A 15,979-nucleotide genomic window follows, 5' to 3' on the forward strand; every position below is an offset into this window, starting at 1 on the left:
GCTTTTCGTTGTCGCGTCATGGCCGTACTGAATCGCCCAGGGTTCCGTAGACACCTCGCAGCCATAAACTATGGCTTAGGCGGAGGTGGTTATGAGCACGAAGCGGTACACCGATGAGTTCAAGATCGAGGCGGTACGGCAGATTGTTGAGTACGGCCGTCCGGTAGCGGAGGTTGCCGAGCGACTGGGCGTGTCGATCCACAGTCTTTACGACTGGAAGCGGCAACAAGGCAAAGGCGATGTTGGCCGGCGTGTGGAGCAGGACCAGAACGCGGAAGTGCGCCGCCTCAAGGCTGAGCTACGCCGGGTCACTGAAGAGCGAGACATCCTAAAAAAAGCCGCCGCGTACTTTGCAAAGGGGTAAGAGCAAAGTACGCCTTCATGAAGCAGCACGCAGATGAGTTCGGCCTCGCGGCGATGTGTCGGATGCTTGGCGTCCATCGCAGTGGCTACTACGCCTGGCTAAAAGAGCCGGCAAGCGCTCGCGACAAGGACGATCAGCGATTGCTCGGCCTGATCAAGCACAGCTGGCTGGAAAGCGGCTCCGTGTATGGCCACCGCAAAGTGACCACAGATCTTCGCGAGCTTGGCGAGACGTGTAGTCGGCATCGCGTGGCACGCTTGATGAAGAGCGAGGGGCTGCGGGCAATGGTCGGCTACGGTCGGCGACCACGCCCATTGAGCGGCCCTGTTGGATCAGTCGCCAAGAACGTTCTGGCTCGCGGCTTCAAAGTCAGTGAGCCAAATCGCGCGTGGGTCACGGACATCACCTACATCCGCACGTACGACGGCTTCCTGTACTTGGCGGTAGTGCTTGATCTGTTCTCGCGTCAGGTCGTTGGATGGGCAACCCGGCCAACTCAACATACGGACCTGGCTTTGCAGGCGCTATTGGCCGCAGTGTGGCGGCGCAAGCCAAGCCCCGGGCTTCTGCTTCACTCCGACCAAGGAACCCAGTTCACCAGCGAAGACTGGCAGAGCTTCCTGCGCGAGCACGACATCGTGTGCAGCATGAGTCGACGAGGCAATTGCCATGACAACGCAGCGATGGAGAGCTTCTTCCAACTACTGAAGCGGGAGCGTATTAAGCGGAGGATCTACAGCAATCACGACGAGGCACGGGCCGACGTCTTCCAGTACATCGAGATGTTCTACAACCCAAAACGGCGGCACAGTTCCAACAACGGGCTGTCCCCGGTAGAGTTCGAGAAGCAGTACGCACTAGACGGCTGACGACTGTCTACAAAACCCTGGGCGATTCATACCAGTAGGCTCACAAGCTGCACCAGTAGGCTCACGATGTAGACAAGGCCGGCTGTTGCGAGCATGGTGTTTGCACTACTGCCGTGACCTGTAATGACTCTATGCGCCCGAGAATTCTTGCAATGGATCTTGAGGGTACGCTCATATCCAATGCTATTAGTCAGATTGCAAGGCCTGGACTGGCTGAATTCCTTGCCGGCGCGCGGCTTCAATTTGAGACGCTGGTGATGTTCACGACGGTGCCCGAAGCGCGCTTTCGGAGCATCGCGGAACTCCTGATGCGTGAGCGGAGCGCCCCGGAGTGGTTCGCAGATATTCACTTCGTCCAATGGTCAGGAAAGACCAAGGATCTCAGCTTCGTATCAAAGAGGATCGGTGATGCGTTGCTTTTGGATGATTACGCTCCCTATGTCCATCTAGGACAGGAGCACCTCTGGGTTGAAGTTCCACTGTTCGCCTCTCCCTACGCGATGAGTGATGATGGGCTCAGCGTGGCCTCTGGGCGCCTCCTTGAGCGCGTTGAGGAGCTCAATGCGGCCTCCGGGAAGATGAGCTAGTCCCATGCGACCTCCAGCCTTGTCGCACAAGCACATCGAGCCAGAACGCCTAAGCGGTAACGTCCGTGGTCGGTCCCCATTGCAGGTGGTACAAGGCGGGCCTGGCCTCGCATGAACTTGGCTATTTGTAACGCTGAGCTGTGAGCAGGCGTTATTGAGCCTCCGGTTCCTTGCGGAGAGGGTGTGCTTGGACAGTTGAAGTTCCGCAGGCGTGACCTTTACAAGGGTTGCAATAGGGCATTATCTATAGCAATCTGAATCGCGAGTAGGCACGGGAACGCCTGCCGTATGGCATAGGTGGAGTCGGCCGTATTAGCCCCAAGGGGGGGGGGACATGCAAGGACTGCTGATTTTTCCAGACGACGTTGCAGTCGTAGATTTGCTGCACGCTGAGCCGCTGGCTCGGACGATCGCCGAAGTGATTCGCGCCCATCCCGACCATGGCCTAGTGCTTGGAGTGCATGGCGACTGGGGGGCTGGCAAGTCCACAGTGCTGTCATTGGTGGAGCGCTCACTGAAGGACCAGTCGGGGGTGACCACCCTATGGTTCAATGGCTGGGAGTATGAAGGATTCGAAGATGCCAAGATCGCAATCCTTGAAGGTATCGTTCGCCATCTTCAGCAAGAGAAGACCTTCGTTTCCAAGGCAAAGGACTTGTTCCGTCGTCTGCGCAAGCGGATCGACTATCTGAAGCTGGCTAGGGCTGGCGTGGTCGCGGGCGTCGGTGCAATGGTTGCTGGTCCCGCCGGACTGGCGCTGCTACTGCCAACACTGCTATCGAAGGATGCAGCGGGAGAGACTTTCGATAAGGTCTCCGACGTTCTAGGCAAGGACGATTCAGCGGATGATCCCTTAGATCTGCACGGATTCCGCCGTGATTTCAATGAGTTGTTGGACAAGGTCGCGATTAAGCAACTTGTGGTCCTGGTCGACGATCTGGATCGATGCTTGCCGCAGACAGCCATTGGTACTCTAGAGGCGATACGTCTATTCCTATCGGGACCGCGGACTGTTTTCGTGCTTGGCTGTGACCGACAAATGATCGAGTACGCGGTTCGCGAGCACTTTCCAGCACGTCCCGGACTGAAGGCCGACGAGTACGCTCGGAACTACTTGGACAAACTGATCCAAGTGCCTTTCGTGCTACCCATTCTGGGGCCAGTCGAAGTTGGCCATTACGTTCAGCTTCTCCTCCTTGAGGGAGTTCTAGGAAGTTCCGATCCCGGATTCGCGCAGGTGCTGGCCCAGGCCAAGGAGCTGCTGAAAAAGCCGTGGCTGAAACAAGAGCTTGATCTGAAGCCAGTCAAGAGAAGTATGGATCGAGATAGATCCCTGCAGCCTCTTCAATCCTTGATGCTGGGCATTGCGCCGGTCCTAGCTGCGGGCACTGACGGAAATCCGCGCCAAATCAAGCGCTTCGTCAATGCGGTGTTCGTCCGCCTACGTGCAGCGCACGCGCGCGGCTTGGACGACATCACCGTAGCTCCGCTGATGAAACTGATGCTTGCTGAGTACTTCCACCCAGACCTGTTCGATGCTATTGCATCGGAATCCCGCGATGGCAACGGTGATAGTCCGTTGCTGCGCCAGCTCGAGGGAAGTAAGAGCCCCGCGCCGGTACCGAAGGCGGCGCCTAAGGTACGAACTTCAAAGACGAAGGGTGAAGAGCCGGAGCCTTCCACGGACTTCATAAATGATCCAAAGATCGCCCGGTGGGCAAAACTTGAGCCAAAGCTGGAGGGCACTGACCTGCGTCCGTATCTCTTCATTATTCGGGATGCGCGCCTGGTGACGAGCTCCGGGCTGCCAGATGACGTCGGCGAGCTGCTTGCTGCATCTGCAAGCGGAGTGTCCTTGCTTGCGCGCAAAGCTGAGGTGCTCAAGCTGTCAACTGAGGGGCGTGGGCTACTTGCATCCGAACTGATCACGCGATTGATCCAAGCCAGCGATCACGGTCGTCGAGATTCTTATGCCCAAAGCCTTGGCGACCTACTACGCCTCGATGCCGAAGGGGTGGCCGGCATCATTGATCGCGGCTTCGTCAGCATGCCGACAGCCGCTGCCGGCACGTGGCTGTCCCATTTCAGCGAGCTGGCTAAGTCGGGCAACAATCTCAGGGCTTGGCTGCAACGGGTTCTTGATGAGGATGCTCCGCGCCCGCTGGTCACCCTCATTCAAGCACTCCTCCAGAGCCGGGGCTCGTAACGATGGGCACCTCTGCAAGCTATTCCGGCCCGAGGGGCAGTAATCCATTGATTCCTTCTTGGGCTGACTTGCCGCTACCGGGAGAGGTTCCAGGCGAGGCAGGAGCCGAGTCTGCCGATGAGGGGGCTGAAGCCGACTCTCGTGGCGACGGCGTCCAACCGGAGCCTGCTTCCGACCCGCTACGACTTACCCCATTGCGCAGAGCGGTGCGCCGCTCCGCGCGAGCCGGTGGATCTGACGACAGCGCCATGCGCGCAGCAGCCCGCCATTTCGCCAGTAGCGCGATGGGAGGGGGCGAAAGGGGCACCCGTCGCATGGGCTCAGCTCGCCGCGCCGGTGACCGTATGGTGCAGGCGTTCAGCGCTCTCGCTACCGGCGGCGGGCAAGCGCTCGCACGGGTGCTGCGCCTAGACTCACTAGCCGGTCTGTCCACCACGCAAGTATGGGACCGACTCGCTGAGTTCGTCTGTTCAGACGGCGCGTCGATCGACGAAGCCATAGTTCGCGTCGCCTTCTTTCAAACCCTGCGCTTTGAGATCGAGAACGGCTTGGACGATCTGTTGGAGGCAAACTCCGAGCAACTATCTGCGTTTTTTGAGCGCTTCATTGGTGAGTGCGTTTTGGAGCGCCTTTCACAGGACGGCGGCAGTTTGCTTGAGCAGAACGGCGTGTCCGCCGCAGCCGCGTTCACTCACCTATCTACGTTGAGGGCGTTCGTCGTGGTGCAAGTACGTCAACGCCTGTCCGCCAGCCAAAGCCGATTTCTTCCAGCTCAGATCGATGCAGGCCGCTTTGACGCGATCGTCAGTCATACCCTCAGAGAAGCCATCACCGCCGTTGGAGACTGGGGAGCGCACGAATGAGCCGATTGGAAATCGTTCTTTCATGGGACGGTAGTAACGTTGCAGGAGGCACTGCTGAAGATTCTCTGCGTGTCACGCTTACCGACCGTCGTGGGAATCCTCGCTTCGGACTGCATCAATTTTTGGAGACAGTGCTGCGCACCGGTCGACAGCCAAGTGCGCAAGCGTTTGAGCTTGCTCTAGTCGCGCTCGGCGTATGGCTTGCTGATACGCGGCTGTCACGCCAGCAGCACTCAGAGGACAACTGGACGCGCAACATCCACCTTTTAGTTCCCGTCCGCAATGTGGCGCGCTGGCAGAGTTGTGCGCGGCTTATCTGCCGCCTGCTCGGTACTCTAAGCGGTGACATCTGGTCGATCAGTTTCTACGCCGCATCTCCCGAAATGGGGGTCTATGCAGAAAGACTCTCGCTCGAGGATTCGCTGGATGCAGCCGCACCACCTGTTGCGCTTTTCTCAGGAGGGTTGGATAGCTTCGCGGGCGCAATCGACGCCTACGGGCGTGAGCCTCATGCCCCAGTATTCGTTAGCCAGGTCGATGGCGGCAACTCTCAGACCGTTGAGTCGTTGACAGAGCTTCTTGCGACGCGCACGGGACGCCCGGTAGAGATTGTTAAGTGGGCTGTTTCCTCGCGCGCAGCAGACTTTGGCCCAGGATTCTCTGGGCAGGGCGAGCTGACTATGCGAGCCAGATCATTCCTCTTCTTCGCAGCGAGCGCTGTAGTTGCTTCTGCCTGGAAGAGCGCTCGCGTACTTGTACCCGAGAACGGCTTCATTTCACTCAACGTTCCGCTCGATCCTTGGCGGCTGGGTGCACTGACTACCCGGACTACCCATCCATTCGTCATCGCGAGGTTCAATGACCTCCTTGACGAGCTCGGTCTCCCCGCGCGCCTCGAGAATCCATTTCAGGGTAAGACTAAAGGTGAAATGCTCGCTCAGTGCGAGGACCTGAGCCTGCTTTGGGATGGCCTTGACCTGACCGTTTCATGCTCAAAACCGAAGTTCGTGCGGCGGTATCGCGCGGAGTTTGGAACAAGCCACTGCGGAACGTGCTGGCCATGCCTGATCAGGCGGGCAGCGATCAAGCATGCATACCCGACGCGTTCAGATCCCACGAAGTACGTCACTGAAGGACTGGACTACCTAGACACAGAGCCAGGAGCTAAGGGGCATGTTATTCGCTCGATCCAGTACGGCCTCAATATTCTGCGTCTACCAGACGATCAACTCCGGTGGGCTTTGGCGACGGTCGCACCATTGACGGATGTCGAAGGACATACGCAGGAGCTCCTGCGCTGCGTACGCAGCGGCTTGCTAGAAGTGGCGGACATCGCAGGTCTGGAGGCGCCTCAGTGAGCGGCTTTAGGCTCGTAGATGCCCACTGCCACGTCGACCTGCTACCGAAGTGGCAGGAGACCTTGGAGCTCCTAGAGTCAAGGCAGCAGTTCACTTTTGCTGTGACGACCACGCCACGGGCGTGGCAAGTCGAGAGGGAGATGGTGCGCGAGTATCGGTACGTTCGCGTTGGGATTGGACTTCACCCCCAGGTGGTACACGATCGTGTCTCTGAACTCGTCGCCCTTGAGCGTGGAATTCCCGAAAGTCCGTTTGTTGGTGAAGTTGGTCTCGATGGTTCGCCGGCGCACAGGGGTAGCATTGCGCAGCAAACCAAAGTACTTCAGCGGGTCTTCTCCGTGTGCAACGAGGTGGGGGGGAGAACCCTCTCACTGCATAGTTTGCGAGCCGCCACCGCCGTTCTCGACCTGATCGAGAGCTCAAGAGTGCACGAGCGGAACACCTTGATCTTTCACTGGTTCACGGGATCAATGACGGAGCTTCGACGCGCTCTCGATCTGGGAGCCATCATATCGGTCAACGCGGATTTGCTAAGCACCGCGCGTGGTCAATCTATAGCACGTGCGGCAGGCCCAAGTCGTACCCTTACGGAGACGGACGCTCCGTTCAGCAAGCGCCATGCAATTGGCAATGGAGTGCCAGAGCTCCAGCCCGTTCTAGACTCGCTTTCTCACTGTTGGGAAGCCGATGTGCTCAAAGTAGCTAGAGACGTAGAGAAGCTAGCTGGCGACGTATGGTTCCGACGTTGAACTGCGATGATGAATGGATAAAGTTTGTGCTGCCAGTTCTTGATCCCGGTGATATCGGTTAGCCGCTTGGTCATCTACTGAGAATGGTACGAGGTTGTCCTCTAGAGCGATCGAAGAAGCCGTCGAGCCCGCTCGGATACGCAGATCTGTGCTCAACTTCAAGATCGTTCTTTCAAAGCCGAAGTTGGTAGAGACACGCACACCGATGTGCCGGTCTTCCCACATGGGCCATTCAGGAGATATGACGCGGTGGGTGCGGACCCATCGATAAAATTGAACTATGGCGCGCATCCTGGCCGCGGCAGTCCGAGGCTTGATGCTCTGGGTGCCTATCTCGCGGAGTAAAAATGCTCGGTAGAGAACTAGGCAGCGCTTTGCCCTGTCTACGGGGAAGTCCCACCAGTGGGTATTCGTCTGCTCAAGCCATTTGGCGTAAGCAAGGAGGTGCGTCAACAAGGACTTTAAGGTGGCGCCATCAACGCCCTTCTTTTGCGAGATCCATAAGTTCACCTCTCGCCAAGGGTTGTTGTCCTGCCAAAACAACGCCGGGAGACTGTTCTTTTCCGCTCCGGTGCCTGGGTCTTCTCCCTGACTGGGCCGGGCAATCTGTTCCAGAACAGCCATTGATCCATTCATGAAGTTACGTTGGCGTATTCATCTTAGCATTGTTACGTGTGTCCACTCACGAATGAAGGCCTCCTGTGCGTGTGTCTCTACGGCACCTGGGCGGACCTGTCGGATCATTCGTATAGCATCGTCGCCATCTCGAGCGGTTCCGGTGTCCAAGAGCAACATTGAGGCGACGGTTCCAGCCCGCCCTAATCCACCTTTGCAATGGACGACGACCTTTCGCCCAGCAAGTAGCTCCCGCGACAATGTCGGTCCCAGCGTCTCCCATCGGTCAAGCAAGCGTGCGTCTGGCGCAGCGCCATCTGTTATTGGCAAGCAATGCCAGATGAGTCCGTGGGCGGCAGCGCGTTCCGGCAGCGACACGATCCGAAGCTCGTCGAACTCCCAAGGCTCGATCAACGTGATGAGGTGATCTGCTCCCCAGGCGCGGATTGCTACAAGGTCTATGTCGATGTCCCTGGCCCAGGCACCGGTCATCGCCGATTCCTGGAATTTTCCCGGCGCAAAGGTGACCCCTATCGCACCGCCTTGCGGACCTACGGCTAGCTCCGCAATGCGGATCGGGTCCGACAGACTTGTCCTGACCATATGGAGCTCCTGCGTCCAGAGTGTAAGCAAGTTTAATAGGAGCGCTCCTCGCGTGGGCGCGATTTTCAAGGCGCTGCTGTGACCGCTAGCGTTCATGGAAATCCGATGAACCACGCGAGTGGGGCGCCTTCCGCAAGATCAGTACTTGAGACTAGCCGCGTACCAGCAGGCTCACACCTGCATATCTGGCCAAGCGTACCAGTAGGCTCACGATGTAGACACGAAATTTTTTTTGGAGCAATGTCAGCGCTGACGAAGCGGCCAATTAACCGAGTTCAGTCCAGAGATGCACGTGACGACAGCTGATGAATATTGAAGAGCCGTGCAAGTAGGTGGGCTTCTTGCGAGGGTTTCCATGGTGAAGCAGTCTAACCTCTGGGTGCATGGGCAAGTCCACGATTCATTGGATTATCGAATCGGTCGCGGAAGGGTGGTCTGCAACCCGCTTGGCTATCCAATTCCGCATCGAAAGAAAGGCGTCATACCAGAGAATCCCGATTTCGACCCAAACTTCGTCATTGAGGTTTGACTTGAACCCACGCTTCACAAAAAACCCATGCGCTTTCCTTAGTCCGATATCATGAGTCAATCGTTTGTGAGGAACGCCCCTAGCCTCGCAGGGCCGGCCCTATTGGCATTCACTCAAGTTGCCACTGCTTGGTCCCTGACTAGGGTGGAGCAATCGGCGATTCTGGGGCAACCTGTGGAGGCCGCCTTCGCTGTATTGAAGACGGGCGTTGTGGATGATCTTTGGCCCGAGACCCTTGAGCGGGTAAGCTACCTTATTGGCATATACCGCGCGCTACGCACCATCTTTCCCAATCAGCAGCAAGCAGACAGTTGGGTCCGCCGCCCAAACACGGCTGCTCCGTTCAGAGGAACTAATGCGTTAGCGCTTATGTGCAGTGGTCGGCTAGGCGGCCTTGCCACGGTGCGACAGTACTTGGAAGCCGAGGTAGTAGTCGAACCCTAGCAGGCACGTGCTTCTTCGCGCCCTGTCGCTAACTGATGCTCGCCGGTTTCAGTCATGAGGTGCTGGTTTTTCGGACGTCGATTTTGCTGGGTTCTGACTGCAGCTGGCTAGCTTGAGCGTGAGCATCAAAACTTGAAGTGCCGACCAGGGTTCACTTGCGTTTGGGCAAGCCCGTGACGTTCGCGCTCATGGGTTAGCTTGCCATCGCCTTGGCGGCAGTTGCGGTGATCAACTTGGTTTTCTGCCTATAAGGGTATCGCGCCAAGACCGAACAGCTGTTGCCAAGGCCATGTGTTACCGCCGGCAGTCCTGTCACGCTTCCAGCAGCGCTTCCGGATCGGCGAATTCATCCGGATCACTGACCAGGCCGAACAGCAGGTTGCACAGCTCGTAGAAATCGATCTGGTGCACCCACAGGCGGCGGTAGTTCAACGTCGGCTTGCTGCGTTCGGCCTGGTAGCTGCGCTTCACCGCGTCGAGCGCGATGCGCAGCTGGTCCTCGGAAGCGGTTGGGACATCGATGTCCAGGGAGGACAGCAGGAACCAGCGCCGGTCGGGGCTGTACATCGACGGCAGGGGCCGGCCGCCCAGGTCGGGTGACAGGCTGCGCACATTGGCAAAAGAGGCCTGCACGGCGTACTTGTCCCAGTCGAAGGATTCCCCTTCCTCCGGCGGTGCCAGCGGGGCCTGCTCGTAGACTTCGGCGCGGACGAACAGGCGTCGCGGCTCCGGTGGTACTGCTCGCTGCGTCCCGGTCTTCCGGAAGCCATTGGCCTCCAGGACGGCGCGTACCATCGACCCGATGGCCCGGCGCGCGCGGTCGGCCGTCTTGCCCGCCTCCGGGTCGGTCTCGGCCAGTTCGTCGATCGGCGCCAGTATGGGGGCGAGCAGATGGGTGATGCTGGCCACCGCCGGCAACCCACGCAGGGAGAACGCTGCCATCTGGCGGTACACCGGTTCGGAGTTGATCAGCTGCCACAATCGGCCCTGATTCCAGGTCACGAAGTCGCCGAAGTGCGGCGAGCTCTCCTGGAAGGACTCAGCGTCGACGGGGCGGAACGAGTTCACGCGGGGGTGTGGCTGCATGGCCGTTATCCTTATGTGCGAATATGGCACGTAAGCTATCAGCGCAAATGGTGCTCGGCAAGACGCAATCCATAAGCCCGCGCTGGCAGCTTGCAAATTAGGCGTATATCCCTAATAGTCGGGCCGCTCGCCCATTCTTTAGGTGCATACGTCTAATGCAAACGCTCACGGAACTAGGGGCGGCCGTCGCCAATCGCCGGCGCGCCCTGCGCATGACCCAAGCCGATGTGGCCGCGCAAGCGGGTGTGTCGTCGGACACGCTGTCTCGGTTCGAGCTTGGGAGGGTCTCCGAGTTCGGATCCCGAAAGCTGCTGGCTGTCCTGTCCGCCCTGGGCATGGAGATGGAGTTCAAGGAAGAGGGTGCCGCCGGCAACCTTGATGAGCTCCGGAAAGAGCACATGGCGCCGCGCCGATGAAACTGTCTGTCTATGTGCACGGGCGTGAGGTCGCCTCGCTTGAGGATCTGAACAGTTTCACGAGCCGGCTCAGTTACCACGATGATGTGGAGCAAGACGACTTCGTGTCGCTCACCATGCCGGTGCGGCGGGAGCCGTGGGACTGGGACGACCAGCTGCACCCGATCTTCCAAATGAACCTGCCCGAGGGCTATCTGCTGCAGGTGCTGCAGGAGCAATTCGGCCCCCACATCGGGGGCAGCCCAATGAACCTGCTGTCGGTGGTCGGCAGGAACATGATCGGGCGCATCCAGATCGCGCCCCCTGGCGCCGCGCTCAATGAGCCGGCCAAACCGGTTGACGTGGCCGCGCTCCTGCAGGGCGACAACTCCGCCGAAGCCTTCGCAGAGCTGGTGCGCGAGCATGCCACCAGCGGTGTTTCTGGCGTTGTCCCCAAGTTCCTGGACACGGAGAAGCTGACCGGCCTGGGCAACCACAAGAAGGGAACGCTGTTCACCCACCGGCACATCATCAAGGGCTCATCCCCGCACCTGCCGTTCGTGTCCCTCAACGAGCACCTGTCGATGCAGGTGGCGGCGAAGGTGCTGCCCACGGCCAAGACTGAAATCTCGCGCGATGGCCAGGCGCTGGTCGTGGATCGCTTCGACGTGGATGACGACGGCCAGCCCCTATGGGGCATGGAGGACTTCTGCGCGCTGCTCGGCATGCGGCCGGCGAACAAGTACGAAACCACGTGGGAACGGATCGCCAGGGCTGTTCGCGATCATGTTCCAGCCGATCGCAGGATGGGGGCGTACCGACATCTCGCCACGGTTGTTCTGTTGACCTATGCGCTCAGGAATGCCGACTGCCATGCGAAGAACGTGGCGCTTCGGTACACATCCCGCCGCGACGTTGAGGCCACGCCTGTCTACGACATGCTCACCACGGCAGCCTACGGCCAATACGCCAAGAATCCGCCAGGCATCAGCTTGGGTGGTCGAAAGACTTGGGATCCGGGCCGGACCCTGCAGCAGTCGATCGTGTCGGTATTCGGGGTGCCCGCGCGCGATCAAGCCCTGATCGTGGAGCAGATTGGCCAGGCAATCTCCGAGGTCGCGCCGGCGGTGCGCGAAGCAGTCAACGAGCATCCGGGCTTCCGCGAGATCGGCAAGCGGATGCTCCTGGCGTGGCAGGATGGCCTGGGCATGCTGCGAAACAAGCGCACCTACAACCTGGGGGAGCTGGACCTTGGCGAGTCGTTCCGTGGCCTGTCCGACCCAGAGCCAGTGAACGCTCAGCGGACTGTAATTGGCCGGTCCGACCTTGCGGATTCGGATCCGATGGGCTGACCAATAACGGGGCCGGATTGCCATCGCCTTTGTGGCAATTGCAGTCATTAGTTTGGTTTCTGCCTATGCGGGTATCGCGCCAAGACCGAGCAGCTATTGCCAAGGCCAAGGGCAGGGCATAGACAGTGTCAAGCTGAGTGCCGACTGTCCGCGTTGAGGATCAATGCCCTGACTCGAGGCCTTCCCTCTCGGATGAATGCCTTCAGCTAAGCGTCCGCATGCGGACGACCGTCTTCGGTCGGGATGTCCCGGGCGGATCAATGCCGTGACTCGAGGCATTCCTCTCGTAAGAATGCCTCCAGCTAGGCGTCCGCATGCGGACTGATGCCTCCGCCTTGGGGAGGGACAGTAGTTGGGCAGGGATACTACGCCCAAGGTAAAATGCACAATCGCCGGCCCGTCGAGGGGGCGACGTGGTCATGTGGATCGGAGCCGGTAGGTTTGGCGACTGCCATTTATGTACACTGGGTTATTGCTCAGGCTTCTGTATTTTATGTGCAAATTCGGCTCATCTTATCGGCGATATGGGTTTATGTGCATGCTACATGCTAATTTACTACCGTTCTGATCGAACGCTCGCCTGCAGCACAAAAGAAAGCCCCGCTCATGCGGGGCTTTTCTTTGTCCGCGATTCCTGCGGAGTTGTGCCCCGCAGCATTGAATTTTCGTGCACCGCGACTTGCAAACAGACAATTTCCTCCCCTATGGTGCAATCGATTGCATTGCTGTGAATCATTGCGTTTGATACCGGTTGGGAGGCCGGCAGGTGGATGTCCATCCATTCGATCAGACCGGCCCCGGCGACGGGCCTCACGCGGCGCGATGCGTTGCGCATGGCGGTTGCTGGAGGCGTAGCTCTGGGTACTGCGGGTACGCTGTCCGCATTCGCCGCCATGGCGCCGCTCAAGGGCAACCTGAAGCATTCTGTCGCCCGCTGGACCTTCCCGCAGCTGTCCGTCGCCCAGCTTTGCGCGACGGTGAAGGACATCGGCTTTGCCGCGATCGACCTGGTCGGCCCGGAAGACTGGCCCACGTTGAAAGCCAATGGCGTATACAGCTCGATGTGCAACGGCGCGGAGCTGGGCCTTACCAAGGGCTTTGCCGGCCGTGAGTTCCACGACCAGCTGGTGGAACGCTACACGCGGCACATCGATCTGGTCGCCGATGCCGGCTATCGAAACCTCATCTGCTTCTCCGGCAACCGCAACGGTATGGACCCCGCCGAAGGCATGGCCAATGCCGAGGCCGGCCTCAAGCGCATCCTCGGGCACGCCGAGAGGCGCGGGGTGGTGCTGGTGATGGAACTGCTGAATTCCAAGGTCGATCATCGTGACTACCTGTGCGACCACTCCGCATGGGGTGTGGAGCTGTGCCAGCGGCTCGGCTCGGACAACTTCGGCCTGCTCTACGACATCTACCACATGCAGATCATGGAGGGCGACATCATCGCCACCATCGGCAAGCATCACGCCTGCTTCAAGCATTACCACACCGCAGGCGTGCCCGGCCGGAACGAGATCGGAGACCAGCAGGAGCTCCACTATCCGGCCATCTGCCGCGCGATCCGCGACACCGGTTTCAAGGGGTATCTGGCGCAGGAGTTCACGCCTGCAGCGCCCGATCCCGTTGGCTCATTGCGCGAGGCGATCCGCCTCTGCGACGTCTGAAACGATATCCACCCAGGTGAGAAACCCATGGCAGATAATCACTACGACGCCATTGTTGTTGGCTCGGGAATCAGTGGCGGTTGGGCGGCGAAGGAGCTGACCGAAAAGGGCCTGAAGGTCCTGATGCTGGAACGCGGACGCAACATCGAACACGTCAAGGACTACGTCAATGCGATGAAGGAAGCGTGGGACTTCCCGCACCGCAACCGGCCAACGCAGGCGATGAAGTCCGACTTCCCGGTGCTGATGCGCGACTACGGGCTGGCGGAGAATCTGGAAGGAATGTGGGCCAACGAACAGGACTCACCCTACATCGAGACCAAACGCTTCGACTGGTTCCGTGGCTACCACGTCGGCGGCCGCTCGCTGCTGTGGGGGCGGCAGAGCTATCGCTTCTCCGACCTGGATTTCGAGGCGAACCTCAAGGATGGTATCGCCGCTGACTGGCCGATCCGCTACGCCGACATCGCGCCATGGTACGACTACGTGGAAAAGTTCGCCGGCATCGCCGGCACGCGCGAAGGACTGGACGTGTTGCCGGATGGTGAGTTCCTGCCGCCGATCCCGTTGAACATCGTCGAGAAGGACGTAGCTGCGCGGATCAAGAAGGCCTTTGGCGGAACGCGCCATATGATCCACTCGCGCACCGCCAACATCACCAAGCCGATGCCCGAGCAGGGGCGCGTCAACTGCCAGTACCGCAACAAGTGCATCCTGGGCTGCCCCTTCGGTGCCTATTTCTCGACCCAGGCGGCGACGCTGCCAGCGGCGATGAAGACCGGCAACCTGACCTTGCGGCCGTTCTCGATCGTCAAGGAAGTGCTCTACGACAAGGACCGCAAGCGTGCGCGCGGGGTGGAGATCATCGACGCCGAGACTGGGCAGACCTACCAGTACACGGCCAAGGTCATCTTCCTCAACGCGTCGTCGTTCAACTCGACCTGGCTGCTGATGAACTCGGCCACCGATGTGTGGGAGGGCGGGCTGGGCTCATCGTCGGGCGAGCTCGGGCACAACGTGATGGATCATCATTTCGGTGCAGGTGCCTCGGGTCGGGTCGAGGGCTACGAAGACAAGTACTACTTCGGTCGTCGTCCCTGCGGCTTCTACATTCCGCGTTTCCGCAACGTCGCGGCCGACAAGCGCGGTTACCTGCGCGGGTTTGGCTACCAGGGCGGTGCCAGCCGCACCGGCTGGTCGCGCGAGATCGCCGAGCTGAACATCGGTGCCGATCTGAAGGAGGCGCTGACCGTGCCCGGTGACTGGCGCATCGGCATGACCGGGTTCGGTGAAATGCTGCCGCACCACGACAACACGATCCGCCTGGACCGCGACCGCAAGGACAAGTGGGGACTGCCAGTGCTGGCGATGGACGTTGCCATGCGTGCCAACGAACTGGCGATGCGAAAGGACATGGTCGCCGATGCCGCCGAGATGCTGGAGGCGGCCGGCGTCAAGGACGTGAAGATGCACGACAACGATTACGCCCCGGGCAAGGGCATCCACGAAATGGGGACCGCGCGCATGGGACGTGATCGGAAGAGCTCGGTGCTGAACCAGCACAACCAGGTCTGGGATGCACCCAATGTCTATGTGACCGACGGTGCCTGCATGACCTCCAGCGCCTGCGTTAATCCTTCGCTGACCTACATGACGCTGACGGCTCGGGCCGCAGATCATGCGGTGCGCGAACTGAAAGCGGGGAATCTCTGATGGATCGCCGCGAGCTGTTGAAGATGATCGTCGCCGCCACCGGTGCGGCCATGGTTGGGTTGCCTGCCCTTGTGCAGGGTCAGGCACCGGCGGGCGCCACCAAGATTCATTTCTCCGATACCGACGTCGCCACGCTGGACGAGATCGCCGAGACCATCCTGCCGCGGACCCGGACACCAGGGGCGAAGGATGCCGGCGCCGGCCTGTTCATGGCGACGTTCGTCAGTGACTGCTACACCGCCCGGCAGCAGGCGACGTTCCGCGCAGGGCTGGTCGATATCGACAAGCGCGCCGGCGGTCGCTTCGTGTCGCTCACGCCGGAAGCCCGAACCGAATTGCTGCGCACGCTCGATGCAGAAGCCAAGGCACGACATGCCGATGTGACTGAAACAGGTACGCCTGAGGAGGGCGAGGCGATGCCGCACTACTTCACGATGCTCAAGCAGCTGGCCATCTTCGGCTTCTTCACCTCCAAGGTCGGCGCGACCGGGGTGCTGCAGTACGTTGCCGTGCCGGGGCGCTACGACGGCGATCTTGCTTATGTTCCCGGCACGCCCGCCTGGGGGACCAGCTGATGGA

15 protein-coding genes are annotated in these 15,979 nt (G+C 59.8%); 12 read left to right on the forward strand and 3 right to left on the reverse strand.

Features of this window, described 5'->3' with window-relative positions:
• Positions 1-91: 91 nt before the first annotated feature.
• The 6 genes from ACZK33_RS05945 to qatD all read left to right on the forward strand — a co-directional run bounded on the left by ACZK33_RS05945 (position 92) and on the right by qatD (position 6,996).
• Positions 92-1,233 (forward strand): IS3-like element ISStma9 family transposase gene (locus ACZK33_RS05945; RefSeq protein ID WP_423175840.1). Its coding sequence is split into 2 segments (ribosomal slippage): positions 92-329 and positions 329-1,233, totalling 1,143 coding nucleotides; the frame shifts between segments, so codons are not numbered across the junction.
• Between the two features lie 152 nt (positions 1,234-1,385).
• Positions 1,386-1,820 carry an NIF family HAD-type phosphatase gene (locus tag ACZK33_RS05950; protein WP_423175215.1) on the forward strand — a complete coding sequence of 145 codons (435 nt, stop codon included), beginning with the start codon at positions 1,386-1,388 and terminating at the stop codon, positions 1,818-1,820.
• 334 nt (positions 1,821-2,154) lie between these two features.
• Positions 2,155-4,026, forward strand: coding sequence for a KAP family P-loop NTPase fold protein (locus ACZK33_RS05955; RefSeq protein WP_423175216.1), 1,872 nt, complete (start codon positions 2,155-2,157; stop codon positions 4,024-4,026).
• A 344-nt stretch (positions 4,027-4,370) separates the two neighbouring features.
• Positions 4,371-4,889, forward strand: a complete 519-nt coding sequence (locus ACZK33_RS05960) for a hypothetical protein (RefSeq protein WP_478454250.1) — start codon at positions 4,371-4,373, stop codon at positions 4,887-4,889.
• A complete protein-coding gene (qatC, locus tag ACZK33_RS05965; protein ID WP_423175217.1) occupies positions 4,886-6,247 on the forward strand; it encodes a Qat anti-phage system QueC-like protein QatC in 1,362 nt (453 codons plus the stop codon). The genes ACZK33_RS05960 and qatC overlap by 4 nt, the downstream gene beginning before the upstream one ends.
• Positions 6,244-6,996, forward strand: coding sequence for a Qat anti-phage system TatD family nuclease QatD (qatD, locus tag ACZK33_RS05970; RefSeq protein WP_423175218.1), 753 nt, complete (start codon positions 6,244-6,246; stop codon positions 6,994-6,996). The genes qatC and qatD overlap by 4 nt, the downstream gene beginning before the upstream one ends.
• Here qatD and ACZK33_RS05975 read toward each other — a convergent pair.
• Positions 6,967-7,620 (reverse strand): hypothetical protein, encoded by a 654-nt coding sequence (locus ACZK33_RS05975; protein WP_423175219.1) that lies wholly within the window; start codon positions 7,618-7,620, stop codon positions 6,967-6,969. The genes qatD and ACZK33_RS05975 overlap by 30 nt on opposite strands.
• A gap of 30 nt (positions 7,621-7,650) precedes the next feature.
• Positions 7,651-8,310, reverse strand: a complete 660-nt coding sequence (locus ACZK33_RS05980; RefSeq protein ID WP_423175220.1) for a cyclin-dependent kinase inhibitor 3 family protein — start codon at positions 8,308-8,310, stop codon at positions 7,651-7,653.
• 484 nt (positions 8,311-8,794) lie between these two features.
• On the opposite strand from ACZK33_RS05980, the gene ACZK33_RS05985 reads away from it, so the two are divergent.
• Positions 8,795-9,187, forward strand: coding sequence for an MbcA/ParS/Xre antitoxin family protein (locus tag ACZK33_RS05985; RefSeq protein ID WP_423175221.1), 393 nt, complete (start codon positions 8,795-8,797; stop codon positions 9,185-9,187).
• A 312-nt stretch (positions 9,188-9,499) separates the two neighbouring features.
• Here the strand turns inward: ACZK33_RS05985 and ACZK33_RS05990 are convergent, their stop codons facing one another.
• On the reverse strand, positions 9,500-10,273 hold the full coding sequence (locus ACZK33_RS05990) for a hypothetical protein (protein ID WP_423175222.1): 774 nt from the start codon (positions 10,271-10,273) through the stop codon (positions 9,500-9,502).
• Positions 10,274-10,485: 212 nt separating this feature from the next.
• Here ACZK33_RS05990 and ACZK33_RS05995 point away from each other — a divergent pair, with 212 nt between their 5' ends.
• The 5 genes from ACZK33_RS05995 (at position 10,486) to ACZK33_RS06015 (ending at position 15,975) form a co-directional block, all read left to right on the forward strand.
• Entirely contained in the window at positions 10,486-10,689 is a 204-nt protein-coding gene (locus tag ACZK33_RS05995) for a helix-turn-helix domain-containing protein (protein WP_478454254.1), read from the forward strand.
• Positions 10,686-12,020 (forward strand): type II toxin-antitoxin system HipA family toxin, encoded by a 1,335-nt coding sequence (locus ACZK33_RS06000; protein WP_423175224.1) that lies wholly within the window; start codon positions 10,686-10,688, stop codon positions 12,018-12,020. The genes ACZK33_RS05995 and ACZK33_RS06000 overlap by 4 nt, the downstream gene beginning before the upstream one ends.
• Positions 12,021-12,790: 770 nt before the next feature.
• The gene (locus ACZK33_RS06005; RefSeq protein WP_423175225.1) at positions 12,791-13,687 is read left to right on the forward strand and encodes a hydroxypyruvate isomerase family protein; all 897 of its coding nucleotides are present in this window, start codon (positions 12,791-12,793) and stop codon (positions 13,685-13,687) included.
• Positions 13,688-13,714: 27 nt separating this feature from the next.
• Positions 13,715-15,400 (forward strand): GMC oxidoreductase, encoded by a 1,686-nt coding sequence (locus ACZK33_RS06010; RefSeq protein WP_423175226.1) that lies wholly within the window; start codon positions 13,715-13,717, stop codon positions 15,398-15,400.
• Entirely contained in the window at positions 15,400-15,975 is a 576-nt protein-coding gene (locus ACZK33_RS06015; protein WP_153675083.1) for a gluconate 2-dehydrogenase subunit 3 family protein, read from the forward strand. The genes ACZK33_RS06010 and ACZK33_RS06015 overlap by 1 nt, the downstream gene beginning before the upstream one ends.
• Positions 15,976-15,979 lie beyond the last annotated feature (4 nt).

The sequence above is a fragment of the Stenotrophomonas sp. 86156_Sma genome, assembly GCF_056481625.1.

Coding starts and splice junctions, on each gene's coding strand:
- ACZK33_RS05990 (WP_423175222.1), bottom strand. CDS start 10,273: ATGCAGCCACACCCCCGCGTGAACTCGTTCCGCCCCGTCGACGCTGAG.
- ACZK33_RS06005 (WP_423175225.1), top strand. CDS start 12,791: ATGTCCATCCATTCGATCAGACCGGCCCCGGCGACGGGCCTCACGCGG.
- ACZK33_RS05975 (WP_423175219.1), bottom strand. CDS start 7,620: ATGGCTGTTCTGGAACAGATTGCCCGGCCCAGTCAGGGAGAAGACCCA.
- ACZK33_RS05950 (WP_423175215.1), top strand. CDS start 1,386: ATGGATCTTGAGGGTACGCTCATATCCAATGCTATTAGTCAGATTGCA.
- ACZK33_RS05980 (WP_423175220.1), bottom strand. CDS start 8,310: ATGAACGCTAGCGGTCACAGCAGCGCCTTGAAAATCGCGCCCACGCGA.
- ACZK33_RS05955 (WP_423175216.1), top strand. CDS start 2,155: ATGCAAGGACTGCTGATTTTTCCAGACGACGTTGCAGTCGTAGATTTG.
- ACZK33_RS05960 (WP_478454250.1), top strand. CDS start 4,371: ATGGTGCAGGCGTTCAGCGCTCTCGCTACCGGCGGCGGGCAAGCGCTC.
- ACZK33_RS05995 (WP_478454254.1), top strand. CDS start 10,486: ATGACCCAAGCCGATGTGGCCGCGCAAGCGGGTGTGTCGTCGGACACG.
- ACZK33_RS05985 (WP_423175221.1), top strand. CDS start 8,795: ATGAGTCAATCGTTTGTGAGGAACGCCCCTAGCCTCGCAGGGCCGGCC.
- ACZK33_RS06015 (WP_153675083.1), top strand. CDS start 15,400: ATGGATCGCCGCGAGCTGTTGAAGATGATCGTCGCCGCCACCGGTGCG.
- ACZK33_RS06000 (WP_423175224.1), top strand. CDS start 10,686: ATGAAACTGTCTGTCTATGTGCACGGGCGTGAGGTCGCCTCGCTTGAG.
- ACZK33_RS06010 (WP_423175226.1), top strand. CDS start 13,715: ATGGCAGATAATCACTACGACGCCATTGTTGTTGGCTCGGGAATCAGT.
- qatC (WP_423175217.1), top strand. CDS start 4,886: ATGAGCCGATTGGAAATCGTTCTTTCATGGGACGGTAGTAACGTTGCA.